General features: G+C 66.7%; 15 protein-coding genes. 13 read left to right on the top strand and 2 right to left on the bottom strand.

Annotation, left to right across the window (positions count from 1 at the left end; all coding sequences use genetic code 11):
* The first annotated feature begins 95 nt into the window (after positions 1-95).
* The 9 genes from VGK27_07070 to VGK27_07030 are packed head-to-tail and all read left to right on the top strand — an operon-like array spanning position 96 to position 9,616.
* The gene (locus tag VGK27_07070; protein HEY3489866.1) at positions 96-461 is read left to right on the top strand and encodes a hypothetical protein; all 366 of its coding nucleotides are present in this window, start codon (positions 96-98) and stop codon (positions 459-461) included.
* A gap of 2 nt (positions 462-463) precedes the next feature.
* Positions 464-1,471 carry a transglutaminase family protein gene (locus VGK27_07065; GenBank protein HEY3489865.1) on the top strand — a complete coding sequence of 336 codons (1,008 nt, stop codon included), beginning with the start codon at positions 464-466 and terminating at the stop codon, positions 1,469-1,471.
* A 45-nt stretch (positions 1,472-1,516) separates the two neighbouring features.
* Positions 1,517-2,371: an NAD(+)/NADH kinase gene (locus VGK27_07060; GenBank protein HEY3489864.1), complete on the top strand. Its 855-nt coding sequence runs from the start codon at positions 1,517-1,519 to the stop codon at positions 2,369-2,371.
* A 13-nt stretch (positions 2,372-2,384) separates the two neighbouring features.
* On the top strand, positions 2,385-4,064 hold the full coding sequence (gene recN, locus VGK27_07055; protein ID HEY3489863.1) for a DNA repair protein RecN: 1,680 nt from the start codon (positions 2,385-2,387) through the stop codon (positions 4,062-4,064).
* On the top strand, positions 4,061-4,528 hold the full coding sequence (locus VGK27_07050) for an N-acetyltransferase (protein ID HEY3489862.1): 468 nt from the start codon (positions 4,061-4,063) through the stop codon (positions 4,526-4,528). Before recN ends, VGK27_07050 begins: the two co-directional genes overlap by 4 nt.
* Positions 4,528-5,862 carry a TldD/PmbA family protein gene (locus VGK27_07045; protein ID HEY3489861.1) on the top strand — a complete coding sequence of 445 codons (1,335 nt, stop codon included), beginning with the start codon at positions 4,528-4,530 and terminating at the stop codon, positions 5,860-5,862. Before VGK27_07050 ends, VGK27_07045 begins: the two co-directional genes overlap by 1 nt.
* 7 nt (positions 5,863-5,869) lie before the next feature.
* Positions 5,870-6,529, top strand: coding sequence for a pyrimidine 5'-nucleotidase (locus tag VGK27_07040; protein HEY3489860.1), 660 nt, complete (start codon positions 5,870-5,872; stop codon positions 6,527-6,529).
* Between the two features lie 49 nt (positions 6,530-6,578).
* The gene (locus VGK27_07035) at positions 6,579-9,173 is read left to right on the top strand and encodes an Rne/Rng family ribonuclease (protein HEY3489859.1); all 2,595 of its coding nucleotides are present in this window, start codon (positions 6,579-6,581) and stop codon (positions 9,171-9,173) included.
* 14 nt (positions 9,174-9,187) lie between these two features.
* Positions 9,188-9,616 carry a hypothetical protein gene (locus VGK27_07030; GenBank protein ID HEY3489858.1) on the top strand — a complete coding sequence of 143 codons (429 nt, stop codon included), beginning with the start codon at positions 9,188-9,190 and terminating at the stop codon, positions 9,614-9,616.
* 16 nt (positions 9,617-9,632) lie between these two features.
* Here VGK27_07030 and VGK27_07025 read toward each other — a convergent pair whose 3' ends face one another.
* Together VGK27_07025 and VGK27_07020 are read right to left on the bottom strand one after the other, a co-directional pair.
* The gene (locus VGK27_07025; protein ID HEY3489857.1) at positions 9,633-10,520 is read right to left on the bottom strand and encodes a hypothetical protein; all 888 of its coding nucleotides are present in this window, start codon (positions 10,518-10,520) and stop codon (positions 9,633-9,635) included.
* 303 nt (positions 10,521-10,823) lie between these two features.
* Positions 10,824-11,573 carry a UDP-2,3-diacylglucosamine diphosphatase gene (locus VGK27_07020; GenBank protein HEY3489856.1) on the bottom strand — a complete coding sequence of 250 codons (750 nt, stop codon included), beginning with the start codon at positions 11,571-11,573 and terminating at the stop codon, positions 10,824-10,826.
* A gap of 72 nt (positions 11,574-11,645) precedes the next feature.
* Between VGK27_07020 and VGK27_07015 the strand changes: the two genes are divergently transcribed.
* Genes VGK27_07015 through VGK27_07000 form a run of 4 tightly spaced genes read left to right on the top strand, consistent with a single transcriptional unit; the run spans position 11,646 to position 16,443 of the window.
* On the top strand, positions 11,646-13,082 hold the full coding sequence (locus VGK27_07015) for an aldehyde dehydrogenase family protein (protein ID HEY3489855.1): 1,437 nt from the start codon (positions 11,646-11,648) through the stop codon (positions 13,080-13,082).
* A gap of 13 nt (positions 13,083-13,095) precedes the next feature.
* The gene (gene lpdA / locus VGK27_07010; GenBank protein ID HEY3489854.1) at positions 13,096-14,469 is read left to right on the top strand and encodes a dihydrolipoyl dehydrogenase; all 1,374 of its coding nucleotides are present in this window, start codon (positions 13,096-13,098) and stop codon (positions 14,467-14,469) included.
* A gap of 22 nt (positions 14,470-14,491) precedes the next feature.
* The gene (locus VGK27_07005; GenBank protein ID HEY3489853.1) at positions 14,492-15,472 is read left to right on the top strand and encodes a thiamine pyrophosphate-dependent dehydrogenase E1 component subunit alpha; all 981 of its coding nucleotides are present in this window, start codon (positions 14,492-14,494) and stop codon (positions 15,470-15,472) included.
* Positions 15,469-16,443 (top strand): alpha-ketoacid dehydrogenase subunit beta, encoded by a 975-nt coding sequence (locus VGK27_07000; GenBank protein HEY3489852.1) that lies wholly within the window; start codon positions 15,469-15,471, stop codon positions 16,441-16,443. Before VGK27_07005 ends, VGK27_07000 begins: the two co-directional genes overlap by 4 nt.
* The last annotated feature ends 4 nt before the right edge of the window (positions 16,444-16,447 follow it).

Genomic DNA, 16,447 nt, shown 5'->3' with positions numbered 1-16,447 from the left:
TCGCATCAAAGGAACTGAAAAGGGCGAACAATCAACCCAACCGTCTGGCCCGCCGTCTCAGGGTATCGGAGAAGCGGGAAAAGGGGGTAAAGATCATGAAACTGACCCATTTATTGGCTTTGATGGCGGCGACCGTCCTGTTTGCCGCATTCTCTGGAATCGCGATGGCGGGCGATGGTTGCGCCGCTTTCCAACATCCGGGAATGACGCATGCGATGCTGACGGCGGACTCCGGGTACGGGTCCGATGAGAGCGTCGGCAGCGGGTCGATGACCGACACCGACAGCAGCGCTCCGGCCGTGACGCCGGATTCGTCCGGAAGCGTGGACAACCCGGAAGTCGAGTCGACCCCGGCGCCCGACAGCAGTCTCGGAACGGGCACGATGGACGATTCGTCCCATCAGTTCAACCTCGATTCGCCTGGCGGGATCGATCCGCGGCCCGGTAACGACGGTCCGTAAGCGTGATTGACGATTGCAAGGCGACGGGTTCGAAAGGCCGGGCGAGGGGGATTCCCCCCGCCCGGCTTCTTTTTTCCGGCCGGATTCTGCTCGCCGCCGCCTGGGTTCTTTTCTGCGTCCTGCCGTCTTGGGCCGGCCACGGGGGCGGCGGGGGCGGGAAGGCGTCCCAAGCCGCCTGCCGGTTCGATACGGCCCCCCTGACGCCGATTCCGTCGCCGGACGCCTCCCTCGAAGAGACAGTGCTGGCGTTGAGTGTGCGCGGCTGCGCCGAGCTTTCCGGACGCAAGTTCGACCGGGAGCGGGTGACCGGCGATCTGGAACGCCTTACCGGGCGCGTCGAAGCGCTGCTTGGCGGCGACCGCGAACCGCATCGGGCATTGGCGGCGATCGGTCAGGTGCTGTTCGGGGAAGAGAAGTTCGCCTACGATGCATCGGGCACCGACGCCGACCTCTATCTCCTCGACCGCGTACTCGAGCGGAAGCGGGGAAACTGCCTCGGGCTGACGCTGCTCTACGACCTGATCGGCGAGCGGCTGGGCATCCCGCTGACGGGCAGTTACCTGCCCGGGCACATCTTCGTGCGCTACGAATCGGGCGGCGTCCGGATCAACGTCGAGACGTCGCGGGAAGGAAAAGAGCTGCCGGATGCCGAATACCGGCGCGTCTTCAAACTGTCGCAGGAGCGCCCCTATCTCCGGACGCTCGACAGGCGGGCGCTGGCCGCGATCCTCTTCAAGACGCTGGGGGCGAGTTGCGCGTGCGGAAAGAAAGACGAGGCGGCGCTGCGTCTCTACGGCGAGGCGAAGCGGCTTTACCCCGAGCTGGCCGACATCTACTTCAATACCGGGATCTCCCTGCAGCGGACCGGGCAGAAGGGGCAGGCGCTCGAGGAATACCGCAAGTGCCTTTCGCTCGATCCGGGCCTGGGCATCGCCCGCGAGAAGCTCGACCGCGCGACGCAGGCTGAGGGCGCATACTGCGATTACCGTTCCCCGCCGGCGACGCCTTGAAGTTCGCTTTCCCTTTTGCTTCCGATGGATTATCCTGACAGGCCTATGAAATGCGCAGGGATCATCGCCAAGCACACCGACCCGCGGGCGGGCAAGATCGTCAACGACCTGGTCGACTGGCTGACCGAGCGGGGGCTCAGGTCCGTGCTCGACCGCGAGACGGCGCAAGCGGCCGGCCGGACCGACGGGATCGTGCGGGCGAGACTGCCTGCCGAGTGCGATTTTCTCATCGTCATCGGCGGCGACGGCACGCTCCTGTCCGCGTCGCGCGTGGTCGGCATGACCGGCAAGCCGATCCTCGGCGTCAACCTGGGATCGCTCGGCTTCATGACCGCCATCACCATCGAAGAGCTTTATCCGGTCCTCGAGCGCATCTTCAACTACGACATCGAATACGACGAGCGGATGATGCTGGTCGCGCATGTCCACCGGCTCGGCGAGCGCGTCGCCAACTACACGGTGCTCAACGACGTGGTCATCAACAAGGGCGCGCTGGCCAAGATCATCGACATCGAGACGACCGTGGGCGACACCTACCTCACCACGTTCCGCGCCGACGGGCTCATCATCTCGACGCCCACCGGCTCCACCGGCTATTCGCTGGCGGCGATGGGCCCCATCGTCTACCCGACGCTCCGCACGATCATCCTCACGCCGATCTGCCCGCACACGCTGACCAACCGCCCGCTGGTCGTGCCCGAGGACATGATCATCCGGGCCGAGCTCAAGGCGAAGGAGACCGACGTCTGCCTGACGCTCGACGGGCAGGTGGGATTCGGGCTGCGCGAGGGGGACGTCATCGAGGTCAAGAAAGCCGATCTGCCGCTCCGGTTCATCCGCTCTCCCTTCAAGGACTACTTCGCCGTCCTGCGCACCAAACTCAAGTGGGGAGAGCGGTAATTTTTCCCGCGCCATGCTGATCGAGCTCTCCGTCCGCAACCTCGCCGTCTTCGAAGACGTCAGCGTTCCCTTCGCGCCGGGCCTCAACGTCGTCACCGGCGAGACCGGCGCGGGAAAATCCGTTTTGGTCGAAGCGATCCGCCTGGCGATGGGCGAGAAGGGCGACCCGCAATCGATCCGGGCGGGCGAGACCGAGGCCGAGGTGACCGCCCTGTTCGACCTGTCCGGCCGCCAGGAGCTGCACGACGCCTTCGAAGAGGCGGGGCTGCCGTGGGAAGACGAACTGGTGCTGCGGCGTGTCGTTCCCGCCGGCGGCCGCAGCCGCTGCTGGCTCAACGGCCGGCCTGCGGCGCAGTCCGCCCTGGCGTCGATCTCCCCGCTCCTCGTCGAGATGGTCAGCCAGCACAGCGTGCCGCTGCTGATGTCCAAGCCGGCCGCGCTTGCCGCCATCGATGCCTTTGCCGGCACGGTCGCGCAGGCCTCCGATGTCCGCCGTCGCTTCCGCCGAATCGCGGCGCTGCGTCGCGAGGTCTCCGAGGCCGAAATCCGCAGCGCGACCGCGCGCGACCGGATCGAGGGGCTCGACTTCCGAATCGCCGAGCTGTCGAAGGCGAAGCTCGTTCCCGGCGAGGCCGAGGAAGTCGCGGCCGATCTGGCGCTGCTCAAGGGCGGCGAGAAGGTGCTGGCGTCGCTTACGGGGGCCGTCGAGGCGCTGACCGATTCCGAGCGCGGCGCCCAGGCCGCCCTGGCGTTCGCCGCCGCACGGCTCCGGGAAGCCGCCGCGGCCGATCCGCGACTGGCCGCGTTCGGCGAGCGGGTCGTGTCGCTCAAGCTCGAGTCGGACGAGCTCGCACGGGAGCTGTCCGCGCACGGGCGGGGCATCGACACTTCGCCGGCGCGGCGCGAGCGGCTCGAGGAGCGGCTGAGCGAGCTTCGGCGCCTCGAGCGCAAATATGCGATGGACGCCCCGGCGCTGATCCTCCACCTCGACGCGCTTCGCGCAGAGCGGGAAGGGCTTGATGGGGCGCTCGACGAGGAGCGGCAGCTGCGGGCCGCGCTCGAAGACGAGGAGACCGAGGCGCTCCGATGCGCCGTGACGCTCGGCGCGGCGCGGCGGAAGGCCGCACTCCCCATGACGCAGGCGGCCGAGGCCGAGCTGGCCCGGGTCGACCTCAAAGGGGCGCGCCTGTCCGCCGAGATCGTCTCCCGGGCGCCCGAGCCGGCGTCTCTCTCCGCCTCCGGCCTCGACGAGGCCGAGCTGCAATTCTGCGCCAATGCGGGGCAGGAGATGCGCCCCTTGGCCCAGGTCGCCTCCGGCGGAGAGCTTTCGCGCGTCATGCTCGCCCTGCGCAACGTATCGGCTTCGGGCGGGGGGCGGCGGACCGTCGTTTTCGACGAAATCGACACCGGCATCGGAGGCAAGGTGGCCGAGCGGATCGGCGCGCGCCTCAAGGCGCTTTCATCCGGTACGCAGGTTCTTTGCGTCACCCACCTTCCCCAAGTGGCCGCTTTCGCCGAAGCCCACCTTCTCGTCAGCAAGGAATCGGGGAGCGACGCCGTTACGACTAGGGTGAAACTGCTCGGGAAACAGGATAGGATTAACGAATTGGCTCGCATGGTCTCGGGCGCAGAGGTGACCGCCGAGGCCAGGGCGCACGCGCGGGAACTGATCGGGAAAGCAGGTGGGGCATGATCCGGAAGGCGAGAATCGACGACGTCAAGGCCATCCAGAAGCTGGTCGGCGATTACGCGCGCAAGGGCGACATGCTCCCGAGGTCCCTCAGCGAGATTTACGAAAACATTCGCGATTACGTCGTCTACGTCGAGAACGAAGACGGCCCGCCGCTTGGTTCCGCCGCGCTGCATATCATGTGGGACGACCTGGCCGAGGTCCGGTCGCTGGCGGTCCATGACGAAATCGGCCGCCGGGGCGTCGGCACGCTGCTCGTCGAGGCCTGCATCTCCGAAGCGATCGTCCTGGGGATCACCAAGGTGTTCGCTTTGACCTACAAGCCCGCTTTCTTCGAGAAACTGGGTTTCCGGCAGGTCGACAAGGCCGAGCTTCCGCACAAGATCTGGACCGACTGCCTCAAGTGCTCCAAGTTCCCGGATTGCGACGAGATCGCCCTGGTCGCAGACTTCTCGGGAAGGAAATAGTGGCAGACCGGCTTTTCGAGCGCGTCCTGCGCGAGATCGGGTCCCGGGGGGGCGGCGCGTCCGAGCTCTTCGTCCGGCGGTCCCGCGTCCGGCGCTATGACGCCCGCAACGGCCGGCTCGACGGCATCTCCCTTTCCGACACGATGTCGCTCGGTCTGCGCGTCTTCCGGAACGGCCGGATGGGCTTTTCCTACGGCTTCCGCGAAGACGACGCCGAGCTGCAGCGGATGGTCGAGGCGGCGCTGTTCTGCGCCGATTCCGTGGCGCCCGACCCGGCACACGCGCTTCCCGACGACGGAACGCCGCCGCCCGCGCTCGCCCTGTACGACGCCCGGGTCGAATCGACCGACGACGCCGCGCGCGCCGCTTTCGCCGCAGGGCTCGAGCAGGCCACGCTGTCTGCCGATCCCCGGATCGCCCGGGTGCGCACGGCCACACTCTCCGAGACCGTCGCCCAAACGTCTTTCCGCAACTCGGCCGGGGCGCGGGGGGACCAGCGCCTCTCTTTCTGCTCGGCCCACGTCGAGGCGGTCGCCGAATCGGGAGGAGAGGGGCAGGCCGGCTACGGTTTCGGCTTCGCCCGGTCGCTCGACGGCCTGTCGCTCGAGGCCGTCGCCTCCGAGGGGGCGCACCGCGCGGTCCGGATGCTCGGCGCCGAAAAGGTTTCCTCGGGCCGGACCCCGGCCGTCCTCGAAAACGGCGCGGTTGCGGAATTGCTCGAGGTACTGGTCCCGTCGTTCCTTGCCTCGCAGGTGGCCAAGGGGAAGTCGATGCTTGCGGGCAAGGTCGGACGCCCGGTCGCCGGGAGCGTGATCGACATTACTGACGACCCGCTCGATCCGGACGGCGCCTCGGCATGCGCATTCGACGACGAGGGGGTCGCTTCGCGCCGGGTTCCCCTGGTCGAGAAAGGGATCCTGCGTGGATTCCTTTCCGACAGCTTCTGGGCCCGGAAGACGGGCGCGGCCTCGACGGCTTCCTGCCGCCGGCCGGGCGACAAGACGCCGCCCGGGGTCGGCATCTCGAACCTGAGCATCGGGCCGGGAAAGGCCGACCTTGCCGCCTTGTGCCGCGAGACGGGAAACGGCATCCTCCTCACCGAATTCATGGGCATCCACACTGCCGATCCGGTTTCCGGCGACTTCTCGATCGGCGCCTCGGGATTCCGGATCACGGGGGGCGCGGTGGGAGCGCCGCTCCACGGGTTCGCGGTCTCCGGAAACATCCTCTCGCTGTTGTCCGGCGTGACGGCCGCGGGCTCCGATTTCCGCTGGTTCGGCAACGTCGGGGCGCCTTCGCTCTCGATCGCCGCGATCGACGTGGGCGGGGAATGAAACCGGCATGAATCCCCTGTTCATCTTCGATCTCGACAACACGCTCTATCCGCCCGCGGTGCCGGTATGGCGCGCGGTCGACGACCGGATCGAGCTTTACGTCCGGCAGAAACTGGGGGTCGACGCGCCCGAGGCGCGTGCGATCCGCAAGGGATATCTCGGCGAATTCGGCACGACGCTTCGGGGGCTGATGCATCACCACAACGTCCCCCCCGGCGAATATCTCGAGTTCGTCCACGATGTTCCCATCCCCGAACTGGTCCCCCGCCGGGAAGACCTCGGGGAAATGCTGGCCGCCTTGCCGGGGCGGACAGCGGTTTTCACGAACGGTTCCGAGTCCTATGCCCGCAGGGTGTTGTCTGCGTTGGGAGTCGAGGATGCGTTCGACGCGATCTACGGCATCGAGTTCATGGAATACATCGCCAAGCCGTTTCCGTTCGCCTACGCCAAGCTGTTGCGGGAAGCCGGAGCCACCGGGGCCGAATCGCTCTTTTGCGAGGACCGTCCCGAGAACCTGCTCCCCGCGCTCGACCTGGGCATGTTCACCGTCTGGGTCGGGGGACGCGCAGGCGAATCGTCGGCGCACGCGGTGGTCGAGGATGTCTGCGACCTGCCGAGCGTGCTGCCCGCGTTTCTAGGCAACGGACGGTTCCGGCTAGCGCGATGAGGACGGCCCCGCCATCGAGCGGCGCGCCGAACCATCAGGAGAAGAAGATATGACCGAAAGCAATCCCAAGGGCACGACCCGCCGGGCCCCCCGGCGCAAGAAGGAAGACACCGCGTCGGCGCAGCCCGATGCCGCGACGGCCAACCCGCCGGTCGCCGAATCCGTCGGGTCCGATCCGTCCGCTGCGGCCGAGGCTCCCAAGAAAAGGGCTCGACGCACCGTCAAGAAGACTCCGGTCGAGACGGCCGAAGCGACCGTTTCGGCGACTTCCGTGCCGGCGACCGCCCCCGCCGCCGATAGCGAAGCGGCGACCGCCCCGAAGGCGCGCAAGCCGCGCCGCACGACCAGGAAGGTCGCACCCAAAGAGGGCGCGGCCGAAGCTCCCTTCGCATCGGCACAGTCCGCGGCGGTCGAGATCGTCGTAACGTCTTCGCCCGCGGCGAAGCCGACGCCCGTCATGACGCCGCCGCCCTCCGAGCCGGCCGCGCCTGAAGTCGCCGAAGGTGGCGTGCCGTCTCCCGAGGATGGCTCGGTCGGCGGACGCCCCCGGCGCCGCCGCTCCCGCCGTGGCGGGAAGGGCCGCGGGACCGGCCAGCCGGGCCAAGTGGACGCGGGGGAGGCGGTGACCGCCGCTGCCGCGGAGGCCGCGTCGTTCGCCGAGGCGCCCCAAAATGCCGGCGAGCTTTCGACGGTCGAGGCGCAGCCCGGTGCGCCGCTCTCCGAATTGCCGGGCGAACCCGGCGTGCCGGTCGAGGGCGCAATCAAGCGCCGCCGGCGTCGGCGCCGCCGTCGGAATCGCCGGGGCAAGGGGCCGGACGGAATGCCGCTCGCACCGAGCGCCGCTCCGCACGAGGAAGACGAGGAAGAGGAACTCCACGGGGAAGAGGGGGGCCATCCCGAGGTCGTCGCTGCCACCGAGGCACCCGTCGTCGCGAAGGAACCCACCGCGGAGGAATCGCCGAGGGAAGGCGCGGGGCGGAAGCGTCGCGGCTCTCGCCGCCGCCGGGGCCGGGGTGGGGAAGGCGCAGCCGGGCCTGAACCCGAGGCGGCCGAAGAAGGGCTTTCCACGGTCGAGGCCGCGGAAGCCGCGTCGGTCGAAGGCGCCGAGACCGAGGACGACGACCTCGACGGCGACATCGAATACACCGACACGTCGGCAAGCAGCGATTCGCGCCGGGTCATGATGATCGACGGCACGCACCCCGAGGAGATCCGGGTGGCGATCGTCAACGACAACATCCTCGACTACTTCGAGTTCGAGAACCAGCGCCGCAAGCAGTTCAAGGGGAACATCTACAAGGGGAAGGTCATCAATATCGCCCCGGCGATCGAGGCCGCGTTCGTCGAGTTCGGCGGGGGGCGGCACGGCTTCCTGCCGCTTAACGAGTATTGCGGCGGGGCGCTTACCGAGAACCTGGACAACTGGGACGAGGACGAAAAGCGGCCGCCGCTTCGCTCCGGGATGGAGATCCTCGTACAGGTCACCAAGGAGGAGTCCTCCGTCAAGGGGGCGGCGCTCACCTCCTACATCAGCATCGCGGGCCGATACCTCGTCATGATGCTCGGCATGAAGCGGTTCGGCATCTCGAAGAAGATCACGGGCGAGAAGGAGCGCGAGCGGCTGCGCAAGCAGATGGAAAAGCTCGAGTACCCCGATCACCTGGGCTTCATCGTCCGCACCGAGGGAGAGGGGCGCAACCTCAAGGACCTCAAGGCCGATCTCGAAAACCTCATCCGGTTGTGGCACCGGGTGCTCGACGGCGGGAAGAGTCTCAAGGCGCCGGCGCTGCTCTACGAAGAGCAGGACATCGTTATCCGCACCCTGCGCGACAACTATTCGTCCGACTTCGCCGAAGTGATCATGAATTCCGAGGATTCGCACCGCAAGGCGGTCGAGTTCTTCGACATCTACTACCCGAAGCAGAAGAACAAGTTGAAACTCTACCGCCAGAAGCGGCCGCTCTTCAGCAAGTTCAACCTCGACGAGCAGCTCGACAAGGCCACCTCGCGCCGTGTCGGACTTCCTTCCGGCGGCCATATCGTGATCGACAAGACCGAGGCGCTCTGGAGCATCGACGTCAACTCGGGCCGCTCCAGCAAGGACCGGGATATCGAAGACACCGCTTTCCGCACCAACAAGGAAGCGGCGGAAGAGGTCACGCGGCAGCTCCGCATCCGGGACATGGGCGGCCTCATCGTCGTCGACTTCATCGACATGGAGAACAAGAACCACATCAAGGAAGTCGAACGCACCATCAAGGATGGCCTCCGGAAGGACAAGGCCAAGAACGACGTCTCCGCGATGGGGAAGTTCGGCCTGGTCGCGATCAGCCGCCAGCGGATGGGCATCTCCTTCTTCGACGTGATGCTCAAGGATTGCGACCTGTGCGCAGGCACCGGGTTCGTCCTGACTCCCGATGCGATGGCGGTTCGACTTCTTCGCAAGCTGCACGACGAGATGTCGCGCGAGGGCGTCAAAGAGGTGCTGGCGCGTCTCAATCCGGCGCTTCTCGAGACGCTGCTCAACCAGAAGCGGGACGAGATTACCCGCCTCGAACGGCTGTGCAACACGCGCGTCTCGTTCCTGGCCGATCCTTCGCTGCCTGTGGGCGGCTTCCATATCGGACCGGCGCCGGTGGCGTGAGCGAAGGCGGGGAATTGCCGAAAGGCGGTTTGGGCGGGGGGGCGGCGAGCGACCCGGTTTTGCGGGTTGCCCGCCGCTACCTCCGCGTCTCGCTGTTCTACCTGTCGCTGGGGTCCCTGCTCGGGCTGGGAATGCTGGCGTGGGGAAACGACAACTTCCAGTTCGTCCACACCCACATGCTGCTTGTCGGGGGGGCTCTATTCGCCTTCTACGCGTTCGGCCTGATGCTGATTCCCGGGCGATTCGGTCGCCCGGGGGCTATCCATGCGGGCTGGGCGCAGGGGCAGTTCGTGCTGGCCAATGTCGGGCTGGCGGGGATGCTCGCGGGGGCGTTGATGCCTGTCGGGTATGGCCTCGACCGAATCGCCGTCCTGTTCGGCGCGATCGAGGCGGTGTCGGTGGTGCTTTACGCCTGGGTGATCGGGTCGGCGTTCAGGGACTGAGCCAAGGGGAAAGCCCTCAGTAGCCGATTCCGAACCGAAGGCCGACGGTCTCTTCCTTCGACTCGGGCCGGAGAATTCCGGTGCCGCTGGTGGCTTCCTTGAACGCCATCTTCTCGTGGAAGAGGAAGATCCGGTACTGGGCATAGCGGAACCCGACCGTCTCGCTGTCCGATAACCCCATGCCCGGTTTGCAGGTGATGGTCGGTGCCAGGTTCTCCTTGATGCGGGTGAGCAGCGGGAGGCGCAGGCCGATCTCTCCGAACAGCGACATCTCACGGCCGAGATCGATCTCGCCGCGAACGCCCGCTTTCCCGTGAAGGATCTGCTCGTAGGTCGTATGCCCGATCAGCCCTTGGTAGCTGTCCAGGTCGCGCATCTCGTAGATGTACCCAAGCCCCAGGAAGGGCTCGACGCTGGTCGTCGGGTTGAGCTTGGCCCGGTAGCCGACGTCCCCCTCCCCGTGTGCGATCCGGTATTGTGTCTTGCCGATGGCGGATGCGGTCGTATTGTCTCCCCGGAGCGTGGTCGGGACCAGCGCTGCGGGGCTGTCGGCCGACGTCGTAAGGTTGGCCTTGATGTAGTGGAGTTCGATCTTGAAATTGGCGATGAAGCGACGATCGTTCTCGGTGGCCTCCTCGACGTTGGGGCTTGCTTCCATCCGGGTCCCCAGCGGTGTGCGGAAGAAGACCCCGATGCCGTAGTCCTCGCCTTTTTCCTTCGAGGAGAATCCCGGTCCCGAATCGTTGCGGGTGAACTTGCCGATCGTGGGATAGAAGTAGGAATCCTCGTCTCCGGAGAGATCCGCATGTGCGGCGGCCGGGAGCAATAGGGCGAGGAGGAGCAGGGTTCCCGCCATTCCGGCGATCTTCCCGAAGCGTGAACGTCTGTTCGAAGCGATGCCCATGGATATATCCACCTTCCCGGATCCCAATTAACGATCGATCCCGTATCTTAACGGTCTTTCGCGGGCCGGGTCAACGCGCCGTTGCGCGCGGAAACCCTTCGAAGCGGATGCCCCGCGAATCCTCGCTTCGCGGGTGGGGGCCGTTCACTCCGTAGGCAGCCGCAACGTTTCTATCCATCGGCACTGCGTTCAGACCCCCAACCCCCTTCGCTTACGGAAGCGATGGGCATCCGCATGAAAGGGTGGGGGCCTTGGGCGCGAACCGGCGTCAACTCCGTTGACGGTCGCGGTCGCTGGCGTGTGTCAGGGGAGGGTGCGGAAGGCGGCTTCGCCGTTTTCGTCGAGGACCAGGGCGCAGTGGGCTTCCTTCCAGCAGGGGAGGACGGCGAGCGTCCGGGTTCGGCCGCCGGATACGGTGCGGCGGAGGAACTCGGTGTGGAAGTGGCCGAGCAGCACGAAGTCGGCGCCGGCCTTGAACGTCCGGTCGGCGAAGGCGAGAATTTCGGCTTCCGGGAAGCGTCCCTTGAACCGGGGATTGGTGGGCTTGAGACGCTTTTCGATCCGGTCGGCCAGCGGGAGGACGATCGACGGGGGGAGCATCGTGGCGATCCCGAACGCCAGCCGGTTCTTCGAGATCGCCTTCCAGAAGCGGTAGGCGCGGTCGGCCCGGTTGACCGTGTCGCCATGGTCCAGGTACACCGTTTTTCCCCCGAGCCTGACCTGCATCGAATCCTCGGACACCGATTCGAACAGATCGCCTTCGTAGGGCCGCTTGATGAAGAAATCGCGGTTCCCTTCCACGTAGTAGCTTTTCAGACCTTCGTCCCGCAGCGCGCGCAACCGTTCCACGACAGGGCGTTGGAAGCGAAACGTAAGCGCGGCCGCCCCGAACCAGAGGTCGAAGATGTCGCCGAGCAGGAAAAGGGGGCGGTTTTCGGCCAGGGCGAACTCCGCGAGTCGAAGGAAATCGCGGGTGTGCCCGTCGTCGGCGTTGAGATGTGCGTCCGCGACGATGATCGCGCTTCGGCACGGGATGGGCAGGTCGATCCTCATCGGTTCAACACCTTAGCACAAGCCAGGGCCGCGGTGTAGAATGGGCAAAACCACTTCTTTCCGGGGGTCGGCATGAGCGGTCGCGAAGCAGCCGGATACAAGCTTTATATCGGCGGAAAATGGGAGGACGGCGCCCAGTCGATGCCGGTCGTCGACAAATATACCGGCGAGGTCATCGCCTCGGTGCCGCTGGCCGACGCCGACGCCGTCGATCGGGCGATCGCCGCGGCGAAAGAGGCCTTTCCCGCGTATTCCCGGCTCCCGGCCCACCGTCGATACGAGATCCTCCACCAGGCGACGGCGCTGTTCGATGCACGCAAGGACGAGCTGGCGGCGCTCATCGCGCAGGAGGCGGGCAAGCCCTGGAAATATGCGCTCGCCGAATTGACGCGCTCGATCGAGACGTTCCGCTTCGCGGCCGAGGAGGCCAAGCGCATCCACGGCGAGACGGTTCCGCTCGACGCCAGCGTGGCCGGCGAGCACCGGATCGGATTCTGGATGCGCGTCCCGGTGGGGGTCATCGCCGCCATCACGCCGTTCAACTTCCCCCTCAACCTCGTGGCGCACAAGATCGGCCCGGCGCTGGCCGCCGGCTGCACGGTCGTGCTCAAGCCCGCGTCGACGACGCCGTTGATCGCGCTGCGCATGGCAGGCATCTTCGAGGAGGCCGGCCTTCCGCCGGGCGTGCTCAACGTCGTCGTCGGGCCCGGAGGCGTCGTGGGCGACCGGATGGTCGCCGACCCGCGCATCTCGAAGGTGTCCTTCACCGGAAGCCCGCCGGTGGGCGAGGCGATCATCCGCAAGGCGGGGCTCAAGAAGGTGACGATGGAGCTCGGCAACAACTCGGGCACGATCATCGAGCCCGACGCCGACATCGACGCCGCCGTGCCGCGTTGCGTCGTGAGCGCCTTCGCCAACTCGGGGCAGGTGTGCATCTCGCTCCAGCGGCTTTACGTCCACAAGGATATCGCGGTCGAGTTCACCCGGCGCTTCGTCGAGCAGACTCGGGCGCTCAAGGTCGGCAATCCGCTCGAAAAGGATACCGACGTCGGCCCGATGATCGAGGAGCGCGAGGCGGTGCGGGCCGAGGAATGGATCAATGAGGCCGTCGCCCAGGGCGCCACGCTGCTGTGCGGCGGGAAACGGTTGGGACGGGTGCTGCAACCCACGGTCCTGTCGACCGTGCATTCCCGGATGAAGGTGATGTGCCAGGAGGCGTTCGCGCCGTTGGTGTCGATCGTGACCTACGATTCGTTCGAGGAAGCGGTGAAGATGGTCGATGACTCGCCGTTCGGCCTGCAGGCCGGCATCTACACCAACGACATCCGGAAGGCGTTCCACGCGATCGAGCATCTCGACGTGGGCGGTGTCATGGTCAACGACAGTTCCATTTTCCGCGTCGACCACATGCCTTACGGCGGCAACAAGATGAGCGGGCTCGGGCGCGAAGGGGTCCGTTTCGCGGTCGAGGAGATGACGAACATCAAGATGGTGATGATCAAACCGTAGGGCGGAGGAAGCGATGCGCGAATTCGATCTGCTGGTCATCGGGTCGGGCCCCGGGGGATACGTCGCCGCGATCCGGGCGGCGCAGCTCGGGCTTAAGACGGCGATCACCGAGAAGGCGGCGCTCGGGGGCACCTGCGTCAACTGGGGGTGCATCCCGACGAAGGCGATCCTGTCCAGCGCCGAAGGATACGCGACGATGAAAAGCGCCGAGAGCCTGGGGCTCCGGTGCGATGGCGCCGTCGTCGACATGCCTGCGGTGATCAAGCGCAGCCGAGACGTGGCGGCCAAGATGGGGCGCGGCGTGGCCTACCTGCTCAAGAAAAACAAGGTCGAGTTCGTCGCGGGGCGGGCCGTCGTGGCCTCCCCGCGCACGGTCCGGGTCGGCGACGAGGAGATCTTTGCCCGCGCCATCCTGGTCGCGGTCGGCACCTCCGTCAAGGGGATCCCCGGGTTCGTCCCCGACGGGAAATCGATCCTGACCAGCGACGACGCGCTCATGCTGTCCGAATGCCCGAAGTCGGTCGCCGTCCTGGGCGGCGGGGCGGTGGGCGTCGAGTTCGGCTATGCGTGGAGCACATTCGGCGCGCAGGTGACGATCGTCGAGATGATGGACCAGCTGCTTCCGCGTGTCGACACCGAGGTGGCGCGCGCCCTCGAGAAGTCGCTCTCGAAGCAGGGCATTCGCGTGATGACGGGCGCGACGGCGAAGGCCTACGACGCCGGTTCGGGGACGCTGACGGTCGGGATCGGCGATCGGGAAGAGGCGGTTGCGGCCGAAAAGGTGCTCGTTGCGGTGGGACGAAAGCCGATGACCGAGGGGATCGGCCTCGAAAGCGTCGGCGTTCGGCTCGAACGGGGGATCGTCATGGTCGACGCCGAGTACCGGACGGACTGCCCCTCGATCTTCGCGATCGGCGACGTGATCGGCGGGATGATGCTCGCGCACGAGGCGATGGCCGAGGGCATTGCGGCGGCCGAGATCATCGCGGGGCAGAAGCCGGGCGCGCCGGTCGATCGCGACCGGATCCCGTCGTGCGTCTACTGCGAACCCGAGGTCGCGACGGTGGGGCTATCCGAGGAGGAGGCGAAGCGTCGCGGAATCGCGGTCAAGACCTCGAAGGTGGCGTTCCTGGCGAACGGGCGGGCGACCGCGGCCGGGCACACCGAGGGGTTCGTCAAACTGGTGGCCGACGAGCGGTACGGGCAGCTGCTCGGCTGTCACATCATCGGCCACGGCGCCTCCGAGTCGATCGCCGAAGCGGCGCTGGGCATATCGCTCGAGACGACCGTCCGGGAGCTGGGTCGCACCGTCCATGCCCATCCGACGCTTTCCGAGGGATTGCGAGAGGCAGCGCGCATCCTGGCCGGCGAAGCGATCGACAGCTGAACCCCACGGAGAATCGAAGGCGATGAACGAACAGACGGAGCGCGATCTTTATTATCGGATGGTGCTGGTCCGCGAATTCGAAGGACGGGTCTCCGCGCTCGACAAGCAGGGCAAGCTGGCGGGCGGCGTCTATTCCGGTCGCGGACAGGAGGCGGCTTCGATCGGCGTCTGCCACGGATTGCGGGTCGACGACTGGATCTTCCCGCTGCACCGCGATATGGGGGCGGTCCTGGCGAAGGGGGCCGACCCGAACCGGCTGATGGCGCAGATCTTCGGGCGGCGCGACGGCTTCTCCAAGGGGAAGGATTCCTACCTGCACGGGGGCGACCTGCCGCACGGCATCTTCGGCGCGACGTCGATGCTCGGCTCGACGCTGCCGGTCGCCACGGGCATGGCCTACAAGTTCCGGATGAAGAACGAGGACCGGGTCGCGGTGGCCTTTTTCGGCGAGGGGGCCAGCAGCCGCGGAGACGTCCACGAGGCGATGAATTTCGCGGGGGTGCACAAGCTGCCCGTGATCTACGTCTGCGAGAACAACTTCTACGCCTACTCGACGCCCAACGAGCTTCAGTTCGCGGTCGAAAACGTGGCCGATCGCGCGGCGGGCTACGGGTTCAAGGGCGAGGTGGCGTCCGGCAACGACCTTCACGCGGTGCTGCAGGCGATGCAGAAGGCCACAGACCGGGCACGGCGGGGCGAAGGCCCTACGTTCATCGAGCTGAAGACCTATCGTTATCACGGTCACTCCGAGCACGATCGCGCGGCGTACCGCACCGATGAAGAGCTGGTGACCTGGGAGAGCCGCGACCCGATCGAGCTGTGGGAGCACTACCTCGACAAACGGAAGTACGACCTGCAGGCGATCAAGGCCGAGACGCTGGCCCGCGCGCAACAGGTCGTCGCGGATGCGGTGGCGTTCGCCGAGGCGAGCCCGGAGCCGGAAGGCCCCGAAGCGATGGACGATCTCTACGCGACGCCGATTCCGGGAGGTTCGCCGGCATGATGGTCACTTATCTCCAAGCGATCAACCAGGCCATGGCCGAAGAGATGGCGCGCGACGAAAACGTGATGCTCATGGGTGAGGACGTCGGCGTCATGGGCGGAGCGTTCAAGGTGTCCGAGGGGCTCCAGGATCGGTTCGGGAAGCTCCGGGTGGTCGACATGCCGATCGCCGAGTCGCTGATCATCGGGGCGGGCGTCGGCCTCGCCGTCCAGGGGATGCGCCCCATCCTCGAGATGCAGTTCATCGATTTCATCTCCTGCGGGTTCGACCAGATCGTCAACCAGGCCGCGACGCTCCGGTACCGGCACGGCGGGCAGACGAGTTGCCCGATCGTCATCCGGGGGCCGTCGGGGGCGGGCGTCCACGGGGGGCTCTACCATTCGCAGAATCCCGAAAGCTGGTTCTTCAGCGTCCCGGGGCTGAAGATCGTCGCCCCGGCGACCGCCTACGACGCGAAGGGGCTCCTGAAGAGCGCGGTGCGCGACGACGACCCCGTGCTTTACTTCGAGCACAAGTTCCTTTACAGGCGCATCAAGGAAGATATCCCCGACGAAGAGTATCTCGTTCCCCTCGGGCAGGCGGCGCTCCGGGCCGAAGGAACCGACCTGACCGTCATCACTTACGGTGCGACGGTCCACCCTGCGGTGCAGGCGGCGCGCGACCTGGCCGGCGAAATCTCCGTCGAGGTGATCGACCTGCGGTCGCTCGCCCCCCTCGACTGGAACGCGATCAGCGCGTCGGTGCGCAAGACGGGGAAGGCGCTGATCGTCCACGAGGCCCGGCTGACTGGCGGCATCGGCGCCGAGATCGCGGCGCGCATCGGCCAGGAGCTTTTCGAGGATCTCGACGGGCCGGTGATGCGCCTGGCATCGGCCGACACCCACAACGCGTTCGCCGCGCCGCTGGAAGCGTGGATACTTCCGGATCTGCACAAGATCACCGAGGCGATCCGGAAGCTGGCGCGTTACTAGGAGG

The organism is Candidatus Deferrimicrobiaceae bacterium, from assembly GCA_036504035.1.
Lineage (GTDB): Bacteria > Desulfobacterota > Deferrimicrobia > Deferrimicrobiales > Deferrimicrobiaceae > JANXPS01.
Note: the sequence above shows the minus strand (reverse complement) of the source record. Positions and strands in the feature narration are given on the sequence as shown.

What these genes read in the sequence shown, in the direction of transcription:
- VGK27_07020 (HEY3489856.1), bottom strand. Translation starts at nt 11,573, where the DNA reads ATGAGGATCGACCTGCCCATCCCGTGCCGAAGCGCGATCATCGTCGCG.
- VGK27_07005 (HEY3489853.1), top strand. Translation starts at nt 14,492, where the DNA reads ATGAACGAACAGACGGAGCGCGATCTTTATTATCGGATGGTGCTGGTC.
- VGK27_07035 (HEY3489859.1), top strand. Translation starts at nt 6,579, where the DNA reads ATGACCGAAAGCAATCCCAAGGGCACGACCCGCCGGGCCCCCCGGCGC.
- VGK27_07000 (HEY3489852.1), top strand. Translation starts at nt 15,469, where the DNA reads ATGATGGTCACTTATCTCCAAGCGATCAACCAGGCCATGGCCGAAGAG.
- VGK27_07050 (HEY3489862.1), top strand. Translation starts at nt 4,061, where the DNA reads ATGATCCGGAAGGCGAGAATCGACGACGTCAAGGCCATCCAGAAGCTG.
- VGK27_07060 (HEY3489864.1), top strand. Translation starts at nt 1,517, where the DNA reads ATGAAATGCGCAGGGATCATCGCCAAGCACACCGACCCGCGGGCGGGC.
- recN (HEY3489863.1), top strand. Translation starts at nt 2,385, where the DNA reads ATGCTGATCGAGCTCTCCGTCCGCAACCTCGCCGTCTTCGAAGACGTC.
- VGK27_07040 (HEY3489860.1), top strand. Translation starts at nt 5,870, where the DNA reads ATGAATCCCCTGTTCATCTTCGATCTCGACAACACGCTCTATCCGCCC.
- lpdA (HEY3489854.1), top strand. Translation starts at nt 13,096, where the DNA reads ATGCGCGAATTCGATCTGCTGGTCATCGGGTCGGGCCCCGGGGGATAC.
- VGK27_07015 (HEY3489855.1), top strand. Translation starts at nt 11,646, where the DNA reads ATGAGCGGTCGCGAAGCAGCCGGATACAAGCTTTATATCGGCGGAAAA.
- VGK27_07070 (HEY3489866.1), top strand. Translation starts at nt 96, where the DNA reads ATGAAACTGACCCATTTATTGGCTTTGATGGCGGCGACCGTCCTGTTT.
- VGK27_07025 (HEY3489857.1), bottom strand. Translation starts at nt 10,520, where the DNA reads ATGGGCATCGCTTCGAACAGACGTTCACGCTTCGGGAAGATCGCCGGA.